We start from the raw sequence: 24,304 nt of genomic DNA, 5'->3' as shown, positions 1-24,304 counted from the left end.
CTTATTTCCCCACGATCTGAGTCACGATCAGAATCATGATAATCACCACGATACCGAACGCCATGCTCGATGCGTACTCACGCAAAGAGCCTGTTTGACGTGAACTAGTGAAGCTATGACCACCTTTAACAATCGCTGGCAATACAAGCCATACGCCATCAATCGGGTCACGACCAATCATTTTTGCAATAAATAAGTAAGGTTTTACAAACACGAGGTCATATAACGCATCGAAACCAAGCGCATTACGACAGATATTTGCAAGTCCAGCACCCAATGAAGTGCGAGCAAAACCTTGAACTGCTTTATAAGCAAAAGCAAATAAGACAACACCAACCGCTAAACCAGCAAGTGCGATTGCAATAGCGACATATTCTGCACCATGCGCACCAGCTTCTAGCGCTTCAGGAATAACAAATGCAGGGATTTGTGCTGCATCAAGAATACTCATGACTGGCACTTTAAGTACGATTGCCAAACCTGTAGAAAGGACAGCAAGAATCGCTAAAGGAGCCCAGTAAGTTGCACCTTTGATTTCGTGATATGGCGTTTTCTCTTCGCCAAAGAACACAATCCAAATTAAACGGAACGTGTAGATTGACGTTAAGAATGCACCAGCAACACCGACCCAATACAATGTATTGAATACAGGTAAGCCTGCGATATGACTTTGTGTCCACACAGCCGCCAAGATTGCATCTTTTGAGAAGAAACCAATCGTTAAGAATGGAATCGCTGCTAAGGCACCGCCACCGATCGCGAAACAAGCAAATAAGAATTTATTACGCTTGAACAAACCACCCATTTTGAAAATGTTTTGTTCGTGATGGTATGCAAGAATCACCGCACCTGATGACAAGAACAACAACGCTTTGAAGAATGCGTGAGTGAGCATGTGGAACAAGCCTGCTTGGTATGCTTCAGCACCTACAGCCATAAACATATAACCAAGCTGACTCATTGTAGAGTAAGCAAGAATACGTTTGATGTCTGTTTGAACCAGTGCAGCAAAACCTGCAACTAATAATGTTACCGCACCTGTGATTGAGATAAACACCATGACTTCTGGTGCCATTTCAAATACAGAGAACATACGGCAGCATAGGTAAACACCTGCTGTTACCATTGTTGCAGCATGGATTAATGCAGATACTGGTGTAGGACCCGCCATCGCGTCTGCTAACCATGTTTGTAATGGGATTTGCGCAGATTTACCTGCAGCACCCAAGAACAACATTAATGCAGTCCAAATGGTTAACGATGAGCTTTGTGTCATTACCACAGGCGCAGCAGCAACGATTTCAGCAATATTCAATGTTCCAAATTGTTGGAAAATTAAGAATAATGCGATGAGTAAGAAAACGTCACCAATACGTGTCACGGTGAATGCTTTAATTGCAGCAGCACCATTTGCTGGATTTTGGTAGTAATAACCAATCAGCAAGTATGAGCACAGACCAACACCTTCCCAACCTAAGAATAACAACGCAAGGTTGTCACCCAACACAAGCAATAACATGCTTGCTACGAATAAGTTGAAGTAAGAGAAGAAACGTGCAAAGTCTTCTTCACCACGCATATACCATGATGCAAAGATATGAATTAAGAAACCCACACCCGTAATCATGCCAAGCATAAGTAAAGATAAACCATCTAAGTGCAAGCTAATACCTGGCTCAAAACCACCCACACTGAACCAAGTCCAAAGGTGAGTCACTTGAGATGTTTCACCGCTGTTGATGAAATTCATACCAGCCAATAATGCACATAGTGCTGAAAGACCAACTGAACCCACACCAATAATGGCAGCTACAATTTCAGGAAGCTTATTACGCCCTGCCGCTAAAAGGATAAAACCAATGAGCGGAAATAATATGGTTAATGCTAATAAACTCATCCGCGCATCTCACTAGCAGCATCTACATCCAAATGATGGAAGCGATGATAGAACTGAAGGACGATCGCAAGCCCGATACACGCCTCTGCCGCAGCAAGCGTTAAGATCAAGATAAACATGATCTGACCATCTGGTTGCACCCATGCACTACCAGCGAGGACGAATGCAAGCGCTGCTGCATTCATCATGATCTCAAGGCTCATTAACATAAATAGAAGGTTGCGTCGCACCATTACACCGTAGAAACCGAGTGCAAAAAGAATGGTTGCAACAATCAAACCATGCTCTAAAGGGATATTACCCATTATTCTTTTTCCTCTTCTGCACTTGGTTCACGTTTGCCTAAGTGGAATGCAGCGACTAACGCAGCAAGCAATAACATTGCGGCAACTTCAACCAATAATAAATATTGTGTAAAGAGTGCTTGACCAACTTCTTTAGGGCCTACAACTTCTGTACCCATTAAAGGACCAGAAATGCTGTGCTCTGAAGTCATTGTCCAAACTAAAACCAGACCCATTAAAAAGCTCATCAATGCAGGGTAAGCCCAAGCATCAGATGTTAACCATTTACGTTCTTGTTCAACAGTTTGAGAGCCAAGGTTCAACATCATCACAACGAAGACGAAAAGAACCATAATTGCACCAGCGTAAACAATAATCTCAAGTGCACCTGCAAATGGTGCACCAACGATCATGAACATACCAGCAACTGCAAGTAACGAAACGATTAAGCTTAAAAGTGCGTGTACTGGATTCGCATTAGTCACAACACGAACCGTAGAAACGATGGCCACAAGTGCCATCAAATAAAATGGCCACATCATGGTAATAAGCTCCGTACATCGACAGGTGCGCTTTCACGCTGAGCCTGACCTTTGTCTTTACCAGCTACAGCCATACCAGTTACACGGTAGAAGTTATAGTCTGGATATTTACCAGGACCAGAAATGAGCAAGTTTTCTTTCTCATAAACTAAGTCTTGACGAACGTATTCACTGAGTTCGAAATCAGGTGTCATCTGAATAGCAGTTGTAGGACATGCTTCTTCACACATACCGCAGAAAATACAACGAGAAAAGTTGATACGGAAAAATTCCGGATACCAACGACCATCTTCTTTTTCAGCTTTCTGTAATGAAATACAGCCAACAGGGCAAGCTACAGCACACAAGTTACAAGCTACACAACGCTCTTCACCATCTGGGTCACGTGTCAATACGATACGGCCACGGAATCGTGGTGGAACGATTTCTTCAGCTTTAACTTCAGGGTATAAAATAGTGTCACGTTTACGTGTTGCGTGGCTGAATACCATCCACAACGAACGTACAATTGACCCAAACCCAGCTAGAATTTTATACATAATGTTCTCCCTGCTGTCCTAGGCCTGATTCATCAGAATCACAGCACCAGTCACCAACAAGTTGACCAACGCTAAAGGCAAACAAATCTTCCAACCAAAGTTCATCACTTGGTCATAACGTGGACGCATTAATGAACCACGTGCCAAGACAAACATCATCACAAAGAATGCTGTTTTAATCATGAACCAAAATGCTGGAGGTAGGAAATCTAGACCAAATGGTGCTAACCAACCACCGAAGAATAAGGTTACGATCAAAGCTGAGATCAGGACAACGTTGACGTATTCCGCAACGAAGAACATCCCCCATTTCATACCACCATATTCGACATGGTAACCTTCCGCCAATTCTTGTTCCGCTTCTGGTTGGTCAAATGGGTGACGATGCGTTACCGCAACACCTGCAACCACGAAGATGAGGAAACCTAAGAATTGTGGAATGACAAACCATACATCTTTTTGAGCTTCTACGATTTCACGCATGTTGAATGAGCCTGCAATTGCAACCACACCCATCAACGAAATACCTAAGAAGACCTCATAAGAAATCGTTTGCGCTGCTGAACGAAGACCACCGAGTAATGCATATTTGTTGTTTGATGACCAACCACCAAATAAAACTGCATACACTGCAATACCCGCCATTGCCATAAAGAACAATAGACCGATACTCATGTCTGCAACACCTAAATAAGGTGATACAGGGATAACCATGAACGATAACACCGCAGTTGCCATTGCAACTGCTGGAGCTAAACGGAAAGTCAATTTATCTGCAAACTTTGGTGTCCAGTCTTCTTTGAACATGATCTTCAGCATGTCGGCAACAATCTGGAACATCCCCCCAGGACCTACACGGTTTGGACCATAACGGTCTTGCCATAAGCCAAGTAAACGACGCTCAATGAAAGACATCAACGCAGCAATCAAAACTACAACGAGCAAGATCACAATCGCTTGAACTACAGAGTAGGCAATTGGCCAGTTCTCAGCCCAAAGCGGCGTTTGACGGATTAATTCTTGTTCCATGAATTATGCTCCTACCGCGACTGATACAGGCTCAGCTAACGATACCGTTGGCGCGAGACCAATTGGGTAACCAATATAACCTGTAGGTAAATATTCAATGACTTGAACAGGAAGAACGATCGAAGCCTCACCTGCTTTCACAGTAATGTTTTGGCCGTCTTTCACATTCAAGCGCGCTGCATCTTGCTCACCCACTGCAAATACCGCTTCTGGAATACGAGACTCCATTGCAGGTGTTTTCACTGTGAATTCACCAGAACCAAAAATATGATGCATTGGAACAAGGCGGAAACTCTCAGCATTTACAAGAACTGGTGCTGGTGCAACGTATGTGCGTGCTGGTAATTTCGCAAGGCGATCAAATAAACGAATACCTGAATCACCACCTTTTAAAGAACCGCCCACTGATTCTTGGAACTTATTCCAAGCTTGTGGCGAGTTCCAACCTGCTGACCATGCAAATGGAACTAACGCTGACGGCGTTTGGTTCCCGACATAACCTTCCATAGAGAATGTTAATGCAGAGTCTTGATCAGTTGGTTGTTTAGGCTCATGGACAGATAACGGCGCACGAAGTGAAGTACGACCAGAGTAACGACGTGGTTCACGTGCCACTTTAAGACCATGGACACGGAATCCTGCATCTGGTGCTACATCTTGAATCGCTTCAAGCGCAGGTACATTCTTGGCAACTGATTCGATGACATCATCAAGCACAGTCCAAGAAATTGCTTTGCCTTTCACGCCAGTTTCAATGGCATGTAACCAACGCCAAGATTCTTTGATCGCAAGTTCTGGTTTGTAGTAACTTGGGTCATATACTTGATAGAAACGTTGTGCACGGCCTTCTTGAGATACCACAGTACCGTCACCTTCAGCAAAGCTCGCTGCAGAAAGAACGATATTCGCTCTTTTCACCGTTTCAGTTTCTGAATGGTCAAGCACGATCACGTCTTTACCAGACAAAGCAGCATCTACTTGCACTGCAGGTAAACGACGATAAAGGTCGTTTTCTACAATCACGACAGTGTCATAGTCTTGTGCAAATGCTTGCTCAAGGCTGTTACCGCCAAAGATTGCTAAGCCCATTGAGTTCACTTCAGGAACAGTCAAAGTTAGACCCGCATTACCCAGATTCTGTGCAACTTGTGCAGCAGCTTCCATAATTGCAGCTTCTTGCAAGCTTGTACCAGAGATAATCAATGGTTTTTTTGCAGCTTTTAAAGTGTCAGCAATGGTTTGAGCAAATGCTTTTGCATCTTCTTCTAAACCGGTAATACTTTCACCTTTCACCGCCGCAGCAACAGCAAAACCTAAACGTGCGATATCATTTGGAGAAGCAACGACTTCACCAGTAGCTACGTCAGATAAACGTGTTTGAGTCGCAGCCAAGATATAAATTGGTGATTTTTCGTCTTGAGCAATACGTTGTACTGGCTCAGCCAACCATTCTTGTGTACGGCGTTCTGCAGCCATTTCTTTGGCTTTGTTTTTCGCAGCTTGACGTACAGACAATGCCATACGTGGTGCAGTTTGAGTTAAATCTTCACCGAGAATTAAGACAGCATCGTAACTTTCAATTTCACGCATACCTGGGTTATATACACCCTCGGTTTGCATAATTGATGCAGCAAGTTCAACCAAGTTTTGCTCTTTTTGAGACATACCTGTTGAATAGTTTGCTTGTCCAACCAATTCACGAAGCGCAAAGTTAGACTCAAGAGATGCACGTGGAGAACCAATACCCAATACTTTTTTGCCTTGGATTTTCTCAATCACGGTGTCTAACGCTGTATCAACTGAAACAGTCTCTACATTGCTACCTGAACGGAATTGCGGTTGACGTGGACGGTCTTCACGGTTCACATAACCCGTACCGAAACGGCCTTTATCGCACAGGAAGTATTGGTTGACTTCACCGTTAAAACGGTTTTCTACACGACGTAATTCACCATAACGCTCACCCGGAGAGATGTTACAACCTGAAGAACAGCCTTGGCAGACGCTTGGCGCATACTGCATGTCCCATTTACGGTTATAACGTGCAGAGTGTGTTTTGTCTGTGAATACGCCCGTCGGACATACTTCAGTTAAGTTACCCGAGAACTCAGACTCTAAAGTACCTGATTCTGGACGACCAAAATAAACACGTGAAGCGTTTGCATATACACCGAAGTCTGTGCCACCTGCGTAGTCTTTATAGTAACGAACACAACGGTAACATGCGATACAACGGTTCATCTCATGCGCAATAAACGAACCAAGTTCTTGGTTGTAATGCGTACGTTTCGTGAAACGGTAACGACGACGGTCATGTTGTGTCATCACAGTCATATCTTGAAGGTGACAATGACCACCTTCCTCACAGACTGGACAGTCATGTGGGTGGTTCGTCATCAAGAATTCAACAATAGATGCACGGAAATCTTTTGCTTCTTTGTCTTCAATCGAGATGTAGGTATTGTCAGCTGCAGGTGTCATACATGACATAACTAAACGACCGCGAGTATCTTCTGGATTCGCGTATTGAGTTACAGCACATTGACGGCAAGAACCGACAGAACCTAAGGATGGATGCCAACAAAAGTACGGGATATCAATACCCAAAGACAAGCATGCTTGTAGCAAGTTCTCTGAGCCATTGACTTCATACGATTTGCCATCGACATGAATTGTAGCCATAGTCGAATTCCTTAAGCTTGTTCTACGTTGCTAACTTGAGCAGCGGCATTCACCACTTTTGCTTCAAATTCGCCACGGAAATATTTGAGTGCACCCATGAGTGGTTCCATAGCACCAGGAGCGTGAGCACAGAAAGTCTTACCAATCCAAAGCTTACGTGTAAGCTCTTGCAAATGATCGATGTCTTCTTTCTTGCCTGTACCATCTTCAAGTGCTTTAAGCGCTTTCACCGCCCAAGGTAAACCATCACGACATGGTGTACAGAAACCACATGATTCACGCGCAAAGAATTCTTCTAAGTTACGTGTTGCTGAAACCATACATTGAGTTTCATCAACTACCATGAGCAAACACGTACCTAAACGCGAACCTGCTTTCATGATGCTTTCCGCATCCATTGGAAGATCGATGTGTTCAGCTGCCAAAAAGTCAGTTGATGCACCACCTGGTAACCATGCTTTAAGTTTTAAGCCATCACGCATACCACCCGCATGTTCTTCAATCACTTCACGAGCAGTTGTACCAAATGGAAGCTCCCAAAGACCAGGGAATTTCACTTTACCTGATGCACCATAAATTTTTGTGCCAGGATCTTTCGACTTACCTGCAGATAAATTGATATACCACTCAGGACCACGTAGCATAATTGCTGGTAAGTTATTGTAAGTCTCTACGTTGTTCACAATCGTAGGACGACCCCAAGCACCTGCAACTTGCGGGAATGGTGGTTTTGTACGTGGATTTGCACGGCGACCTTCAAGCGAGTTAATCAATGCAGTTTCTTCACCACAGATATAACGACCCGCACCAGTATGCACATGTAGTTCAAAGTTCCAGCCAGAACCAAGGATGTTTTCACCCAAGTAGCCTTTGGCACGAATTTGTTCTAAAGCTTGGTTCAAATACTTCGCAGCTTCGATGTATTCACCACGGATAAAGATATAACCATGGGTTGCTTCAAGTGTATAACCTGCAATTAACATCCCTTCGATCAATTGATGAGGAAGTTTTTCCATCAACAGACGGTCTTTGAATGTACCTGGTTCCATCTCATCGGCATTACAAATCAAGTAACGAGGACCTGAATTGTCATTTGGTGCCATGAGCGACCATTTAATCCCTGCAGGGAAACCAGCACCACCACGACCTTTCACAGTCGCTGCTTTAATGATTTCCAATACATCTTTAGGCGGCATTGTGAGTGCTTTCTTGAAACCCTCATACCCGTCAAGAGATTCATAGTCTTCTACACTATGAACAAATTCTTGCTTGCTCAAACGCCATGTTAATGGGTGAGTTTCTGGGTTACCGTCGCCATAAATCGGTTTTGGTTCAGTATTCATACATACTTCTCCAATAACTGTTTCACTGAAGAAACTTCTACTAGGCCGTGAGTATCTTCATTAATCATCAAGGTTGGACCCTTATCACAGTTTCCTAAACAGCAAATCGGGAGCAAAGTAAAACGACCATCAGCAGTCGTTTGACCAAATGAAATCCCGAGTTCGCGTTGGAATGCTTCTGCTAAAGTTTCTGCACCCATCAAGAAGCAAGCAATAGAATCACAAAGCAAAATTACGTTGCGACCTACTGGCTGGCGGTAAATACGGTTATAGAATGTTGCCACACCTTCCAAATCAGCAAGGCTCATTGACAACATCTGCGCAATCGCATTCATTTGCGCATCATCCACCCAACCATTACGACGTTGAACACATTTAAGCGCATCTAAACATGCCGCACGTGGGTATGGGTAATGACCAATGTGATGCTCGATTTCGTGGATTTCTTCCGCAGTTAAAATCCCTTCGACATTCACACGTGGCTTTTTATCAGTCAAAATCATCATAATGCGTACCCCTTAGCGATCCACGTCAGCCATTACGACATCAATCGTCGCTAAATAAATGATTAAGTCAGATACAAGACTGCCGTTAATTACAGAAGGAATTTGCTGTAAGTGCGTGAAGGTTGGTGTACGAATACGGGTACGGTAACTCATCGTTGACTTGTCTGAAGTCAAGTAGTAGTTCGATGCACCTTTTACCACTTCCGCCATAACAGATGCTTCACCTGCTGGCATGACAGGACCCCATGACACGCTTAAGAAGTGCGTAATCAAAGTTTCAATGTCTTGTAGTGTCTTATCTTTCGGTGGTGGAACAGCCAATGGGTGATCCGCTTTATAAGGACCAGATGGCATGTTATCCAAGCACTGCTTGATGATTTTTAAAGATTGTTCGATTTCACGGTAGTGAACGATCACACGTGCATATGCATCGCCTTCGTATTCTACAGGCACTTCGAAGTCGTAATTTTCATAACCGCTATATGGACGATATTTACGTACGTCAAAATCAATACCTGTTGCACGTAAACCTGTACCAGTTACACCCCATGCCAATGCAGATTTTGCATCGTATTGCGCAACATTACGGGTACGACCTTCAAATACCGAGTTTTTAAGTGCTGCAGTATGATATTCCTTCAAACGTTTAGGCATCCAATCCAAAATTTCACGGATCAAATGTTGCCAGTTGTTTGGAAGATCGTGTGCAGTACCCCCGATACGGAACCATGCTGGGTGCATACGGTAACCCGTGATTGCTTCAATCGCGTCATAGATCTTTTGACGATCGGCGAACATATAGAATACTGGGGTCATACCGCCGGCATCCTGAATCGCTGTACCGATATAAAGCAAGTGGTTATTAATACGGAATAGTTCCGACATCATGACACGAATACATTGCGCACGTTCTGGCACAGTGATCCCTGCCATCTGCTCCACACCCATCACATAAGGCATGTTTTGCGCACAACCACCTAAGTAGTCAACACGGTCAGTATACGGAATGAATGAATGCCAAGTTTGACGTTCAGCCATCTTTTCCACACCACGGTGGTGATAACCGATATCAGGCACACAGTCTTTCACTTCTTCGCCATCTAACTGCAGGATCACACGGAATGCACCATGCGCAGATGGATGGTTAGGACCCAAGTTCAAGAACATGAAGTCTTCATCAGCATTACCGCGTTTTAGACCCCAATCTTCAGGTACAAAACGTAAATGCTCTTGTTCGAAATCTTGTTTCGCTTGGTTCTGACGATAAGGTGTGTATTCAGTCGCACGTGCAGAATATTCTTTACGCAACGGATGACCTTCCCAATACGTTGGCAATAAAATACGACGGAGCATTGGATGCCCTTCGAAGTTAATGCCGAACATATCGTAAGCTTCACGTTCGTACCAGTTGGCATTTGGCCAAATGTTGGTTGCTGTTGGAATATTGAGATCAGACTCATTCAACGCAACTTTAATACGAATATCCGTATTACGCTCTAGTGACAACAAGTGATAGAACACAGTGAAGTCAGACGCAGGTAACCCATCGCGGTGAGTACGTAAACGCTCATCTACCGCTGACAAGTCAAACAACATCACGTAAGGACGTGACACTGTACGCAAGAACATTAATACGTCTTGTACACGTGAGCGCTCAACCCAGACTGTTGGAAAGTCTTCAAAAGTCGTTTGCACGTAGAAATTCTCACCAAACTTGGTTTTGAGCTCTTCTACAATTGCAAATGCTGGGCGTGAATCAACTGGAGTTGATTCTGGCATAGCAATGTCAGTTTCAGCCATTGGCTTGGCTTCCTATTTAATACAAATTCATTCAACCAAAACGACAATTACACCCAAGCGGGTGCATCAATATTATTTGCCGTTAAGATTATTTAATTTCATCCATAGAGCGTAAGTGTTTTACTGCAATACGTTCAGCATTCTTACGGTCACGTTCAGGCTGCATCTTTGGCTTATAAACTGGCTTAAGATCATCACCGATCACCGCAGAAAGCGGACGACGCTCTAATTGAATTTGGTCTTGCAATAACATCAACGCTTGGATTAATGCTTCAGGACGCGGTGGGCAACCTGGAATATACACATCCACTGGAATGATTTTATCGACACCTTGTACAACCGAGTAAATGTCATACATACCGCCAGAGTTTGCGCATGCACCCATTGAGATCACCCATTTAGGTTCTAACATTTGCTCATAAAGGCGTTGAATTACAGGTGCCATCTTGACGAAGCATGTACCCGCAACAATCATCAAGTCCGCTTGACGTGGTGAAGCACGAATTACTTCGGCACCAAAACGTGACAAGTCATGCACGCCTGTTAAAGTCGTTGCATACTCTACGTAGCAGCAAGATGTACCAAAGTTGAACGGCCAAACTGAGTTTTTACGACCCCAGTTTACTGCTGTATGCGCCAAATCCTCTAAACGAGTCATGAACACATTCTTATTCACTTCTTCTTGTAGAAGCGGATCTTCTACAACGATACGCTCTTGAAGTGGATACTGATCAGCATCCGGATTCGCACGGGTTAATGTATATTTCATCCCGTATTACTCCTTATCAGATGATGTAGTCGTTGGCGAAGCTTTTACACGACCAGATGATTGCGCTGGAATTTGACCTGTAGGGTCAACCACCAACTCCTCAATTGAGTTGAAACGAGTAATTTCTGCGAGATCCATATTTGGCGAACCAATTTTAGGTTTAATCCCTGCTGCTTTACGCTTATCAGATGGCGCCCAATTTAATGCACCAGTAGACAACTCATAAATCAAGCCAACGAGTAAAACTAAAATAAATACAGCTGCTGCTGCAAAACCGATCCAACCCACTTCACGAACTGACGCAGCCCATGCATAGAGATAGAGCGCTTCTAAGTCAAACACAACGAAGAAGATTGCAACCAAATAGAATTTTGCAGATAGACGAATTCGTGCTCCACCAGCACTAACTACGCCTGACTCGAACTGCTCTTGCTTAGCACGTCCCCACGATTTACCCCCTAGGAGTAGCGGGACAGTGAGCATAAAGACGCATAAAAATGTAACGCCGATCACGAAGGCAATTATTGCCCAATCGTATGGAGTAATGGCACTCATGCGGGGATAACTCCTGGCAGGCCTATTTATTAACAAAGAATGTATGTATTGGCCTTCAAATACACCAAACACAAAATTAATCCCGCCAATTGTACCTGATTTATGATTTCTGTTGCTAGCCAATCCCTCTAAGTCTTTAGGATGAATTTTGCCCTTTTTCCAGATTTCATGGTGATTAAAGTCAATAAAACCTTATTTAATCGTAGAAAGTTATCAAGGTGATACAACTGATTATTTTTTCCGAATAATCATTCAAAAAACTCAAGAGGCGTCAATCCAGACACTATCACTTTTTTAGTTTTACCATTCGTGTTAGGTCAGCTTTTTTTGCACCAATATGGCTCAATTATTTTTGATTTATTCTATTTTAAAAGTTTTAAATTTTAATTGCTTACAATGTTTTAATTAACTTTATACAAATCGTGCTGATTTTCGTTATATGCTCAATTAAATAATAAGGAGAAGATCTATGAGTCTAGAATTCACACACAAACCTAACTATTTTTTATTTGCTCAGTTGATCGTCCATCATTTAGACAGCTATATCAAAAAACATCCTGATGCAACGAATGCTATTTTTGATTTACGCGATATTTATCAAATTTTCCGCCAAGACCTCGCCTCTACAACCACTAATCTTGATGCTATTCTCAACATCGCAGATGAATATACAGTTGAGACCATTCACGGGGATCAAAAACTGATTAGCAATTATCATGTTGATGCAACCAATAACAGTTTACTGATCGATTTCAATGCCGATGCCTTAAATGCACTTAAACAAGGAAAACGCATCATTGAACCGAATGCCAATAATTACCAATAAAAAGCAATATAAAATATAAAAAAAGCGCTTAATCGCGCTTTTTTAATTCTTGCTTTATTCTGATGTTTGACTGGTTTGAACAATCTTCTTCTTTTTAAATCTTTTAGCTGGCCATTGCATAGTAAATCGTGCACCGCCCATTTTAGGACTTTGATCCACTTGAATCGAACCGCCAAACCAATAAGCGATTCGACTTACAATAGACAAGCCTAAACCATATCCGCCTGAGGCACGTGTACGACTATCATCCAAGCGAGCAAAAGCTTCAAAGACTCGCTTACGATCCTCTTCTGGAATCCCCGGACCATCATCTTCAACTGAAATATACGCCATTCCCTGCGCATCAATCCCACCAGTGATCAGCACTGTATCATCGCAGTATCGGATCGCATTTCCGACTAAGTTTTGTACTACACGATGTAAATAACGGCGTTCAGCATCCACCACCAAAGCTTGTGATGGCAAATGTAATTGAATATTTTTATTGGTTTTTAATGCTTTAGTTTCAATAGCGACTTGCTCAAGCACTTCGTATAGTCGAATTTCCTCAAAATCAATAGAAGGCATGCCTTGCTCAAGCTTAGCATAGGTCATGATTTCATCAATGAGGGTATTTAAAGCCTCAATGTCTTTATCAATCATTTCTACTTGTTGCTGACGATACTCATAATCCTCTTCATCAACCAACATTTCCATACCAAAGCGAATACGTGCGACTGGCGTTCGCAGCTCATGTGATACAGCTCTCATTAACTCTCGCTGAGCTTCGATCAAACGCTGTATATGATCTGACATACTGTTATAGCTGGCTGCCAAATGTGCTAACTCATCATATCCTTCGACAGGAACGCGAACGGACATATCCCCTTTTTGCATAACATTTAAGGCTGAGTTAACTTGCTTCAACTTGCGTTGCATTGGGACAATCAGACCATACACACCAAGCGACAAAATAAACATACTCAGCAAAGTAATCCCTGCCGCCAATTGGAATGGCATCCAATTGAACATTGGCACTGGCCCCATCACCAATACGTCACCAGACGAATTCGTCATTGGAGAAATGACAGAAATCGTAGTACCACGAATGCTAGCGCTATCCTGATACAGGATAACCCCTTGATCCGCACGTAAACGACCAATTTGCTCGGAATCTAAATTGAGATCAGAAAGATTTTGAATGCTTAAATCATAAGAAAAGTGTTGCTTAATTTTTGCAAGATATTCCCTTTCCTGCCCTGGATAATAAACCAAGTATTCCCATACAAAGATTGGCAAGGCCTTCATTTGACGCTCACCAATATTATCCACTTTCACATAAAGTAAATGCTCAGGGTCATCTATTAAACCAATAATGACATAAGCAATACTTTCTTTGGCGTCATACCGCACCACTGCTTTGCGCTTTTCTAAACGATATTTTTCGGTGCGTGAAAGTTCGACTTTATCAGATTCTAGATAATAGATTGGAAGTTCGAGCAAATCAGATGCATCTGATATCCAATCCATTCTTTGTTGCATGGTTTGTTGTCTTGAAACACCCTCGCTAATGACGTACGAAATCCCATCAGTCAATGACTCACGGTATTCCTGCGCGCGTTGATAGTTGATGATTTGCACAAGCAAATAACCAAATATGGCAACCAGCACCACCAAAATGACGAGACCTGCGTAGATACGCAGGAATATACTGTGTTTAGACACTAAGGTATGACCTTCTGAGGAGTGAGGGCATTACCGCGGGGATGTGATTACATCCCGTTGGTTTCTTTAACGAATAAATATCCTTTACTACGCACGGTTTTAATACGTTTAGGATTTTCAGGATCATCACCAATTTTTGGACGGATACGAGAAATACGAACATCAATTGAGCGGTCTTGACCATCATATTCAATACCACGTAGACGCTCAAAAATGTCTTCACGTGAAAGGATACGACCAGCATTAGATGCCAACAACCATAATAAGTCATATTCTGCACTTGTGAAATCTACAAGCTCACCGTTTAAGGTTACAGAACGACCACCATTATCAATCACTAAATCATCAAATTCGATACGTTGAGCAACTTCATCCTCTGGTGTTTTGTCTGTACGACGAAGCAAAGCACGAATACGCGCTAATAGAACGCGTGGCTGAACTGGTTTCGCAACATAATCGTCTGCACCCATTTCAAGACCCAATACTTGATCCATGTCTTCAGTACGAGCAGTCAACATTAAAATCGGTTGATGATAATGTGGACGAACCTCACGACAAACAGTTAGACCATCAGCACCAGGAAGCATAACATCCAGCACCACCATATCCGGTTGCTCTGCGATAATACGACGGATTGCACGATTACCGTCTGGTTCTACCCCAACTTCTAATCCATTACGAATTAAATACTCTTGCGTTAAACGCGCAAGACGCTCGTCATCTTCAACGATCAAAATCTTTGGTAACTTTTCTTCTTGGCTCATAGAATGCCCCTATATTGTTACGATATCTGCTGATTAAACTTCACAGATTTACATCGATATGTTTTGCAATATACACACGTTTACATTGTAAACAAGAGCCTGTTCACGAAACTGATACACGAGCGTAGTCTTTTGTTATCTTTTTATTAACTATTGATAAATAGATAGTTTTGCCAAGTCGATCAATATTTTCAATCAACTTTAAACTTTCAAACACAAATCAATTTGATGATATTTTAAACAAAATATTTCAAAAAAATTATTTTCGAGAAGCAATTTGCACTTTCAGAGTTATCCACAAACTTATCTATAAGCACTCTAAAAAGTCTCTGTTATGCTTAGCACCCTGTGACGCTGACTACATAACAAAATGGCTGAACATGGAAAAAGTATAGGGAAATTTGAGTGTTAAACTCAGAAAAAAAATTATCAAAATGTCAATATTGATCTACCCTGAAATTTACCGTATCTTGTGTCTTAATTTACATTAAACCACTAAGTCTTGTGTTTACCCTCAAATATCGCGATAGCTCATTTTTTGAGTTTGTATCCGATTCAAATGGTCCATAAGCATAAAAATGATGAGAATGGAGCGACGCTGAAATGAGCGCTAATACAACCCCTGGTCAACTTCAAGTGATTAAACGCACTGGTGATGTTGCCACTTTTGATGCAGATAAAATCTCTGTAGCAATTGGTAAAGCATTTTTGGCTGTTGAAGGTCAACCAAGTGCAGATTCGAGCAGAATTCACGATCGTATTACTCAGCTGACTGAGATGGTGATGAACACGTTTAAGCGTCGTTTACCTTCAGGTGGCACGATTCATATTGAAGAAATTCAAGATCAAGTTGAATTAGCTTTAATGCGCACAGGTGAACAAAAAGTGGCACGTGCATACGTGATCTATCGTGAACAACGTGCTGAAGCGCGTAAAGAGTTAGGTGCTCATCATCACCCTACTCTTCAGATCACAGGTCAAAATGGTCAGCTCCAACCATTAGATTTGAGTCGTTTACAAGCGAAGATTGAAAAAGCTAGCGAAGGCTTAGAAGGCATTGATGTTCAAGCGATCATCGATGAAACTGTAAAAAACCTATACAACGGTGTTAAAGCATCAGACATCTCTACAACGATGATGATGGCGACACGTACACGTATTGAACAAGAACCAAACTATACGTATGTCACTGCACGTTTGTTGCGTGACAACTTAGTTGCAACCGGTCTTGAGTTTCTTGGCCTATCTAAAGACACGCTTGAAAATGATGCACTTGAAACCTTCTTGAAAAAAGGTGTTGAGCTAGAGCTTCTTTCTCCAGAATTATTAAATTTTGATCTTGTAAAATTAGCGGCTGCGATTAAACCAGAACGCTCTAATCAATTTACATATTTAGGTCTTCAAACATTATTTGATCGTTACTTCATCCACTCTGATGGCGTACGTTTCGAATTACCACAATTATTCTTCATGCGTGTTTCTATGGGCTTGTCGCTCAATGAAGACAACCGTGAAGATCGTGCAATCGAATTCTATAACTTACTTTCTAGCTTCGATTACATGGCATCTACGCCGACTCTATTTAACTCAGGTACATTACGTCCTCAGTTATCAAGCTGTTATTTAACAACGATTGATGATGACTTGTTCGATATTTATGGCGCTATGCGTGATAACGCAATGTTGTCTAAATGGGCAGGCGGTTTAGGTAATGACTGGACACCAGTTCGTGCCTTGAACTCATACATCAAAGGTACTAACGGAAAATCGCAAGGTGTTGTTCCATTCCTTAAAGTAGCGAACGATACAGCCGTTGCAGTTAACCAAGGTGGTAAGCGTAAAGGTGCGGTATGTGCATATCTTGAAACTTGGCACTTGGATATCGAAGAATTCCTAGAGCTTCGTAAAAACACGGGTGATGACCGCCGTCGTACACACGATATGAACACTGCAAACTGGGTTCCAGATTTGTTCATGCAACGTGTATTTGAAGATGCTGAATGGACACTCTTCACCCCGTCTGAAACACCAGATCTTCACGATTTAACGGGTGCTGAATTCGCAGAACGTTATGCTTACTACGAAAGCATTGCGAAAGAAACAGACATGCTTCATAAGAAAGTCCGTGCGAAAGACTTATGGCGCAAAATGTTATCAATGTTATTTGAAACAGGTCACCCGTGGATCACATTCAAAGACGTATGTAACTTACGTTCACCGCAACAACACGTAGGTGTGGTGCACTCTTCTAACTTGTGTACTGAAATTACATTGAACACAAGCAAAGATGAAATTGCGGTATGTAACTTGGGTTCAATCAACCTTGTTCAACACGTTCAAGGTGGTCAATTAGACCGTGAGAAACTTGCTCGCACGATTAAAACTGCGGTTCGTATGCTCGATAACGTCATCGACATTAACTACTATGCAGTACCACAAGCGCGTAATTCAAACTTGAAACACCGTCCAGTGGGTATGGGTATCATGGGCTTCCAAGATGCACTATACGAAATGAAGATTGCTTACGGTTCTGATGCAGCGGTTGAGTTTGCAGATGAGTCTATGGAAGTGATTTCTTACTACGCGATTCAAACTTCAAGCGATTTGGCGGTTGAACGTGGTACGTATGAAACATTTAAAGGTTCATTGTGGGATCAAGGTATTTTACCAATTGACTCTCTTGAGCTCGTTGCGAAATCTCGCCCAGAACGTATGTTTGAAGTCGATCGCACACAACGTTTGGATTGGGACACGTTACGTGCCAAGGTTCAAAAAGATGGTATGCGTAACTCGAACGTGATGGCAATTGCACCGACTGCAACCATTTCAAATATTTGTGGTGTATCTCAATCTATTGAGCCAACATTCCAAAACTTGTATGTGAAATCGAACTTGTCTGGCGAGTTCACTGTCATCAACCCTTACCTCGTTCGTGCATTAAAAGAACGTGGTCTTTGGGATTCTGTGATGGTCAATGACCTGAAACATTTCGAAGGTTCAGTACAAAAAATTGCGCGTATTCCTGAAGAGTTAAAAGCAATTTTCGCGACAGCATTTGAAGTTGAAGCACGCTGGATTGTTGATGCTGCATCACGTCGTCAAAAATGGATCGACCAAGCACAATCTCTTAACCTTTACATCTCTGGTGCAAACGGTAAGAAATTGGACATCACATATAAGATGGCATGGTTACGTGGTCTTAAGACGACTTATTACCTTCGTGCATTGGGTGCGACATCTGCTGAGAAATCTACGATTAACACAGGTGCATTAAACGCAGTTAAACCTGCGACAGTTGCAGCACCAGTGGCAGCAGTTGCTCAAGAAGCTAAGCCTGAAGCAGCCGCGACAGAAGAAGGTTTCGAACAAGCAGCGCCAGTACCAATGGCATGTTCAATTGACAATCCTGATTGCGAGGCTTGTCAATAATGAATAGTGTTAATCCTGATTTAGTTTTAGGTATATTGTCTATAGTTTTAGGTTTTTCAACGATTGTTGTTCCTATCGTTATAGCTATCATTATTGCAATGAAAAACTAAAACACTCTAAAAGGTTGATATTAATTATCAACCTTTTAGGCTTATCAGAATTAACACTAATTCATCTACAAAAAGGATTCCATCATGCCACATATGACCCATAACTATATGTTAGGACTTGCGGTATTGATCTTTGCCTTTATTTTCTTTTACACGCCGATGGTCTATGCATTTTTAGCCATTCGCAAACAACAGAAGCGTAAGCAAAATAAGTAGTGCGGAAATTCAATCTACTCAAACGAACAAATTGAGTACATTCATCGGCAAAACTTAATTTTGCTTACACAATATAAGCGTATAGTAGGATGTCTCACGTTGAGATGTCTGAATAAAAAGATATAAGCAACGTAGAGAGAATTGATATGTCTATCCTCAGTTGGGACGATTTCGAAGATGATGAACCGAAACAAACTGCACAAGCACAGCAGTCTGCGCCCATCGAACCGCAAAAAGCGCCTAATCCACAAGTGGTATCTGATGCACGCAACGAACCGACGCGTGTGGCAGCTGCACAACCCGCTCGAACCAGTTCAAACGGAACAACAAATTCAGCCGATCCGTTGGCAAGAGCATCTAACGCCTTAGAACATTTGGACGTTGCTCCAGGTCTTGAAGAGTTAGAAATGGGCGCTCAACGTGTTCAAGTTGATGATAAAGCAATGATCAACTGTCGCGCTGACTTGAACCAACTTGTTCCATTCAAATACGAATGGGCTTGGCAAAAATATCTCGATGGTTGTGCAAACCACTGGATGCCACAAGAAGTTAACATGAACCACGATATCGCACTTTGGAAGTCAGAAGATGGCTTAACTGAAGATGAGCGTACCATCGTGATGCGTTCTTTAGGCTTCTTCTCTACTGCCGATTCGTTGGTTGCAAATAATTTGGTTCTTGCGATTTACCGACACATTACTAACCCTGAATGCCGTCAGTACATCTTGCGTCAATCATTTGAAGAAGCGATTCACACGCATGCTTACCAATACTGCATCGAATCTTTAGGTATGGATGAAGGCGAAGTCTTCAACATGTACCGCGAAGTTCCATCAGTTGCGCGTAAAGCTGCATGGGGCTTGAAGTACACTCAAGAATTAAGTGATCCAACATTCAAAACAGGCACACCTGAAACAGATCAAATCTTGCTTCGCAACTTGATCGCATTCTACTGTGTTCTTGAAGGTATTTTCTTCTACTGTGGTTTCTCTCAAATCTTGTCAATGGGTCGTCGTAACAAGATGAATGGTGTTGCTGAGCAATTCCAGTACATCTTACGTGATGAGTCAATGCACTTGAACTTTGGTATCGATATGATTAACCAAATCAAGATTGAGAACCCACATTTGTGGACTGCTGAGTTCCAAGAAGAAATCATTCAAATGATTCTTGAAGGTACGATGCTTGAAATCGAATATGCACGTGACACAATGCCACGCGGTGTATTAGGTATGAATGCTGCAATGATGGAAGAATACTTGAAGTTCATCGCAAACCGTCGTTTAGCTCAATTAGGTTTACCTGAGCAATTTGCTGGTGTGAACAATCCATTCCAGTGGATGTCAGAAATGATGGATTTACGTAAAGAGAAGAATTTCTTCGAAACTCGCGTAACAGACTATCAAACTGGTGGTGCGTTAAGCTGGTAATTGATTACTATGAAACCCTCTTCGGAGGGTTTTTTTTGAGAAAAAAATGAAAAACTTTGATAAAGAAAGAATTAAAGAAATTTTTAAAATAATATCTTTCAAAAAACATGAAAAAATACAAAAATCCCAACCAAACATCAATCAAGCCTTCATCTATTTAGGGCTTATTCTAATTATGCTCGCTTTTTGTATTGGATTTATTTTTAATTTTCTCCATAAAACAGAAATTCTCAAAATAAGCATGTATATCCTTATTATATCTGCTCAAATTGCGATCATACTTGGCCAATTACTCACATTATTTTACGAATCTAAGGAATTAAAAAAACTTTTTGAAAATCCACAATTAGAAATCATCAAATCACTTGAGTATGAAGTTGATAATCATGTAAGTGTAATCGATCAATTAAATGCTTATAGCGAAATTGAACTTAAGTATGTTGAAGAAAGACTCCAATCTAAACTTGAAAGTTTAGATAAAAGAATAGGGCTTTTAATCGGCCAAATAGATAAAGTTGGTTTATTTCCAACAATATTGGCACTTCTTATACTCATTTACAAACCTGATCTTTTAGAACTTTCAGAGCAAAATTGGATATTACATATCATTTGGTTAGTAGTTTTAATCGTTATAGTATTTAATATTATAGGATTTTATATGAATGAACAAACTGAACATTTGCGCCTTAAAATCAAAATAATTAAATTTACAATTAATGCAAAAACTAAATTTAAAAATGATTGAAATTAAATTAGCTAATATGTATTTCTAAAATTATAGTATTTTAAATCAAATGCTAATCTATGAAATATAAAAAGGCCCCATTATGAGACCTTTTTATTTATTTTTACAGACTAAATTGGATTATATTTAAGAATATCATCAAGGACTAGTGTTGAGCTGTCCGTGTCTTTAAGTATAATTAAATCAGTACGGCTATAAGTAAGACCTGAAGCATCTCGATCTATTCGAACTAATGTATCTGCTCCATTTTGAACTAATGAAATATAATTACTTATTGGATTATCTGAGTTAATATTTTGCCCTTCTAATAAGGCTGAAATATCAATCTTGTCTCCCTGTGATACATCAAAATCCATCCACGTATCAACTCCATTTCCGCCATTGCCGTTATTCTGATTCAAGACATTAAAGATAGCGAGATCGGCACCTGAACCACCATATAATTTATCATTACCAGCTCCACCGATTAGCATGTCATTACCAGTGTCACCATATAATTCATCATCACCGATTCCACCAATTAGTGTGTCATTTCCATCTCCGCCATACAATTTATCGCTACCCGCCCCACCAACAACAACATCATTCCCACCATTACCATTGATCGTGTCATCATTTGCTGTTCCGGAAATAATATTATTCTCTTCTGTACCTTGTGTTGTACTCGTAGTTGCCTGAATAACATTTGAGAAATCTAAATCATTTTGAAGATTAGAAACATCTATAGAGATAGTAGCTGTCTCTTCCGCACCAGTAACTGACGTTGTTGTATAGGTAAATATATCTTCGCCAATACCTGTGCCATTTGCTATGTAGAAATATGTTCCATCTCTATTTACTATCAGCGTTCCATACAAGCCCTCAACAGCGATTCTATCTGATCCCTTATTTAAATCATTTACATAAAGCTCATAAGCACCTATGTTGATTGTCTGCACAAGATCTTTACCTTGATCATTTTCTAAAAGTGAACCAGCATCACTAACAGAGTATTGATCAGTAAATTTATCTTGATAAATTGTTACACCACTTACACTAGCATTCCAACTTACTAGCGATGAACTAGGTTTGTTAATTGTTAACTGTACAGTATAGTCACCTGGCACAAGTTCGAGACTTTCACTCAATAAAGGAGTTCCAGATGAACCGCTGATTAAGCCTGATTCTCCTGCGGTCACCGTGCCTTTAACACCAGTCGGAGTGCCATCTTTAAGAATCGTATATGTAATCGTAACTGGCCCATTAACTGACGAACTCGTCACTGCAAAATTAATGAGTGAGTTAACCGTTAGCGTATTATCCTCAACAGTAAATGCTATTGAATCTGTTAGTGTAGAATTTCCTACTCCAACTGTATTTGAAGATTTAGCATAATTAAACTCTTCAAATTGATGGGATTGTTCAAACTGAACTTGGGCACTGTCATCTGATGCTTTGTGCGTAGCGATTTCAATGGTAAGAACATCAATGGCTAATTTTCCATCGGCATTTTTGATGACGACATTAAAGCGTTCGAATTGACCATATGGTGGAGTCCAATCAGTTGTATTATCTGGAATTATTAACTCATAAGAGTATGAACCATCACTGCTAATCGTTAATGCACCATACTCACCATAGATTACAGATTCTTGTCCTTCAATAATTTCAACATCATCCACACTCACTACAGTACCTTCAGTCGCATCTCCAGAAACTATTCCTTCAAATGCGTTTGGACTGTTATAGTCTAGGACAACATCTTTTTTGACATATAATCCAGTGAAGGTACCCACAGCCAATGCAGCGTCTGGAATAAGTGTTGCTTTATACACTCCTTCACTAAAAGTAAGCTTCAGCCAATCATTTTCTGAACGTCCTGAATCTGAAGCACCAAAAATAACACTGTACCAATCTTCCTCTATATGCACCTGGACATATTGCCCAGTAACCTCATCTAGTTTATAAACCACTAAAGTTAAGTCTACTCCTGCAGCTAAACCAACTGTACTACTAAAGAAACTTAGTTCTCTAACTTGATTATCTTCAACTTCGAAATCATAAACTCCTTCGCCACTGAGTAAACTTGCATCGAGCACATCAGGAATACCTAATGTTAAATCAATCAGACTAAAACCAATTGCGTTGTAATTAGAATCTGACTCAGATGGATAAATTGGATTTGATTCTTGAGGTTGGACATTAACAATTACAGTATTGTCAATCTGCAATGGTACTTCTGATTTTTCTAAATTTAATTTAATGATTAGATCAGCCGAATCTTTATTACCATTTTGAGTAATTACATGATAAGTAAATTTTTCTTCTTCACCAAAATTATTAAACCCCTCTATTAATTTAAACTCATAAGTTCCATCCTTATTGAATTCTATTGTTCCAGAAGCTGTAGTGATCAATATGGTGTCACTCTCACCAAATACATAATCATCGCTTCCATAAGTCACTTTTTCTAATACAGCGCCTTCTGGAATAACATCTTGTCCATATGACAGATCATCATCAAGAATAACATTACCAGACACTTGCCCAGACTTTGCCACAAAATCAGATAAATCATAAATTACATCTTTAGTGAATCTAAGCGTATAACCAACTGTTACCGCAAGCCCTGTACCTGTGCCTAAAACAAATGCCCAGTTCCCTTCATCTAACGTATATTGTTCTGTCTTAGAGGTCGCAAAAACAAATCCTCCATACCAATTCGGAATATATTCATATTGTTCCCAAACCATTGTTGTAGGATTTTGTTTATATACATAAAGATCCATTGTCCCTGCGAACACTCCACCCGCATCGGCATAGAACTCAATATCTCTTTCTTGATTAGAACCCACAGTAATAATTGCTTCAGAGTTAATTAATCCCTCCAATACCCCAGCACTTACAACAGGATCCAAACTTGCTGCTGCAACTGAGAAACCAGTGCTATTTAGAGCTTCTGGGTTATTAGGACTACCTTGTCCTCGATCAATTACAATATCAGCCTCTACAATATTATCTGCAAGCACTATCGTTTCAGTAATAAGAGGTACTACTAAAGGTTCAATACCATCTAACTGTGCTTGTAGCTCGGCTTGTGCTGCCTCATCTTCTAAGTTATCGATTGCTGTTTGTGCTTCTGCAATCGCAGCATC

At 41.1% G+C, this 24,304-nt stretch carries 19 protein-coding genes; 5 read left to right on the top strand and 14 right to left on the bottom strand.

The window, feature by feature from the left end; translation table 11 throughout:
* Position 1: 1 nt before the first annotated feature.
* From nuoL to ndhC, 11 genes are all read right to left on the bottom strand, one after another.
* The gene (gene nuoL, locus AC1M9F_RS09550; RefSeq protein WP_481597638.1) at positions 2–1,897 is read right to left on the bottom strand and encodes an NADH-quinone oxidoreductase subunit L; all 1,896 of its coding nucleotides are present in this window, start codon (positions 1,895–1,897) and stop codon (positions 2–4) included.
* Entirely contained in the window at positions 1,894–2,202 is a 309-nt protein-coding gene (gene nuoK, locus AC1M9F_RS09545; protein ID WP_004695395.1) for an NADH-quinone oxidoreductase subunit NuoK, read from the bottom strand. Before nuoK ends, nuoL begins: the two co-directional genes overlap by 4 nt.
* Positions 2,202–2,720, bottom strand: coding sequence for an NADH-quinone oxidoreductase subunit J (gene nuoJ / locus AC1M9F_RS09540; RefSeq protein WP_171076777.1), 519 nt, complete (start codon positions 2,718–2,720; stop codon positions 2,202–2,204). The genes nuoK and nuoJ overlap by 1 nt, the downstream gene beginning before the upstream one ends.
* Positions 2,720–3,262 carry an NADH-quinone oxidoreductase subunit NuoI gene (nuoI, locus tag AC1M9F_RS09535; protein ID WP_035267267.1) on the bottom strand — a complete coding sequence of 181 codons (543 nt, stop codon included), beginning with the start codon at positions 3,260–3,262 and terminating at the stop codon, positions 2,720–2,722. The genes nuoJ and nuoI overlap by 1 nt, the downstream gene beginning before the upstream one ends.
* A gap of 18 nt (positions 3,263–3,280) precedes the next feature.
* Positions 3,281–4,291: an NADH-quinone oxidoreductase subunit NuoH gene (gene nuoH / locus AC1M9F_RS09530; protein WP_035267266.1), complete on the bottom strand. Its 1,011-nt coding sequence runs from the start codon at positions 4,289–4,291 to the stop codon at positions 3,281–3,283.
* Between the two features lie 3 nt (positions 4,292–4,294).
* Entirely contained in the window at positions 4,295–6,973 is a 2,679-nt protein-coding gene (gene nuoG / locus AC1M9F_RS09525) for an NADH-quinone oxidoreductase subunit NuoG (RefSeq protein ID WP_035267264.1), read from the bottom strand.
* Between the two features lie 11 nt (positions 6,974–6,984).
* Complete coding sequence (nuoF, locus tag AC1M9F_RS09520) at positions 6,985–8,316, bottom strand: NADH-quinone oxidoreductase subunit NuoF (protein ID WP_481589066.1); 1,332 nt, start codon at positions 8,314–8,316, stop codon at positions 6,985–6,987.
* On the bottom strand, positions 8,313–8,822 hold the full coding sequence (gene nuoE, locus AC1M9F_RS09515) for an NADH-quinone oxidoreductase subunit NuoE (RefSeq protein WP_035267260.1): 510 nt from the start codon (positions 8,820–8,822) through the stop codon (positions 8,313–8,315). The genes nuoF and nuoE overlap by 4 nt, the downstream gene beginning before the upstream one ends.
* A gap of 12 nt (positions 8,823–8,834) precedes the next feature.
* The gene (gene nuoC / locus AC1M9F_RS09510) at positions 8,835–10,622 is read right to left on the bottom strand and encodes an NADH-quinone oxidoreductase subunit C/D (protein WP_035267259.1); all 1,788 of its coding nucleotides are present in this window, start codon (positions 10,620–10,622) and stop codon (positions 8,835–8,837) included.
* Between the two features lie 88 nt (positions 10,623–10,710).
* Positions 10,711–11,391 carry a NuoB/complex I 20 kDa subunit family protein gene (locus tag AC1M9F_RS09505; protein WP_035267257.1) on the bottom strand — a complete coding sequence of 227 codons (681 nt, stop codon included), beginning with the start codon at positions 11,389–11,391 and terminating at the stop codon, positions 10,711–10,713.
* A 6-nt stretch (positions 11,392–11,397) separates the two neighbouring features.
* Positions 11,398–11,946, bottom strand: a complete 549-nt coding sequence (ndhC, locus tag AC1M9F_RS09500; protein WP_035267255.1) for an NADH-quinone oxidoreductase subunit A — start codon at positions 11,944–11,946, stop codon at positions 11,398–11,400.
* Positions 11,947–12,415: 469 nt separating this feature from the next.
* Between ndhC and AC1M9F_RS09495 the strand changes: the two genes are divergently transcribed.
* Positions 12,416–12,772, top strand: a complete 357-nt coding sequence (locus AC1M9F_RS09495; protein WP_481597637.1) for a hypothetical protein — start codon at positions 12,416–12,418, stop codon at positions 12,770–12,772.
* 54 nt (positions 12,773–12,826) lie between these two features.
* On the opposite strand, the gene bfmS is transcribed toward AC1M9F_RS09495, so the two are convergent.
* Together bfmS and bfmR are read right to left on the bottom strand one after the other, a co-directional pair.
* Positions 12,827–14,476: a sensor histidine kinase BfmS gene (gene bfmS, locus AC1M9F_RS09490; RefSeq protein WP_092766946.1), complete on the bottom strand. Its 1,650-nt coding sequence runs from the start codon at positions 14,474–14,476 to the stop codon at positions 12,827–12,829.
* A gap of 47 nt (positions 14,477–14,523) precedes the next feature.
* Positions 14,524–15,240: a response regulator transcription factor BfmR gene (gene bfmR, locus AC1M9F_RS09485; protein WP_035267251.1), complete on the bottom strand. Its 717-nt coding sequence runs from the start codon at positions 15,238–15,240 to the stop codon at positions 14,524–14,526.
* 603 nt (positions 15,241–15,843) lie between these two features.
* On the opposite strand from bfmR, the gene AC1M9F_RS09480 reads away from it, so the two are divergent.
* The 4 genes from AC1M9F_RS09480 (at position 15,844) to AC1M9F_RS09465 (ending at position 21,170) form a co-directional block, all read left to right on the top strand.
* On the top strand, positions 15,844–18,669 hold the full coding sequence (locus tag AC1M9F_RS09480) for a ribonucleoside-diphosphate reductase subunit alpha (RefSeq protein ID WP_179999432.1): 2,826 nt from the start codon (positions 15,844–15,846) through the stop codon (positions 18,667–18,669).
* 194 nt (positions 18,670–18,863) lie between these two features.
* Positions 18,864–18,995: a YhgE/Pip domain-containing protein gene (locus AC1M9F_RS09475; protein ID WP_081403264.1), complete on the top strand. Its 132-nt coding sequence runs from the start codon at positions 18,864–18,866 to the stop codon at positions 18,993–18,995.
* Between the two features lie 146 nt (positions 18,996–19,141).
* Positions 19,142–20,425, top strand: coding sequence for a ribonucleotide-diphosphate reductase subunit beta (locus AC1M9F_RS09470; RefSeq protein ID WP_035267248.1), 1,284 nt, complete (start codon positions 19,142–19,144; stop codon positions 20,423–20,425).
* Between the two features lie 46 nt (positions 20,426–20,471).
* Positions 20,472–21,170: a hypothetical protein gene (locus tag AC1M9F_RS09465; RefSeq protein ID WP_481597636.1), complete on the top strand. Its 699-nt coding sequence runs from the start codon at positions 20,472–20,474 to the stop codon at positions 21,168–21,170.
* A gap of 110 nt (positions 21,171–21,280) precedes the next feature.
* On the opposite strand, the gene AC1M9F_RS09460 is transcribed toward AC1M9F_RS09465, so the two are convergent.
* A partial coding sequence (locus AC1M9F_RS09460) for a BapA/Bap/LapF family large adhesin (RefSeq protein WP_481597635.1) occupies positions 21,281–24,304 on the bottom strand: 3,024 nt, incomplete at its 5' end.

It is taken from the genome of Acinetobacter sp. ANC_7504, from assembly GCF_056779995.1.
This window is presented reverse-complemented; position numbering and strand designations above follow the sequence as displayed.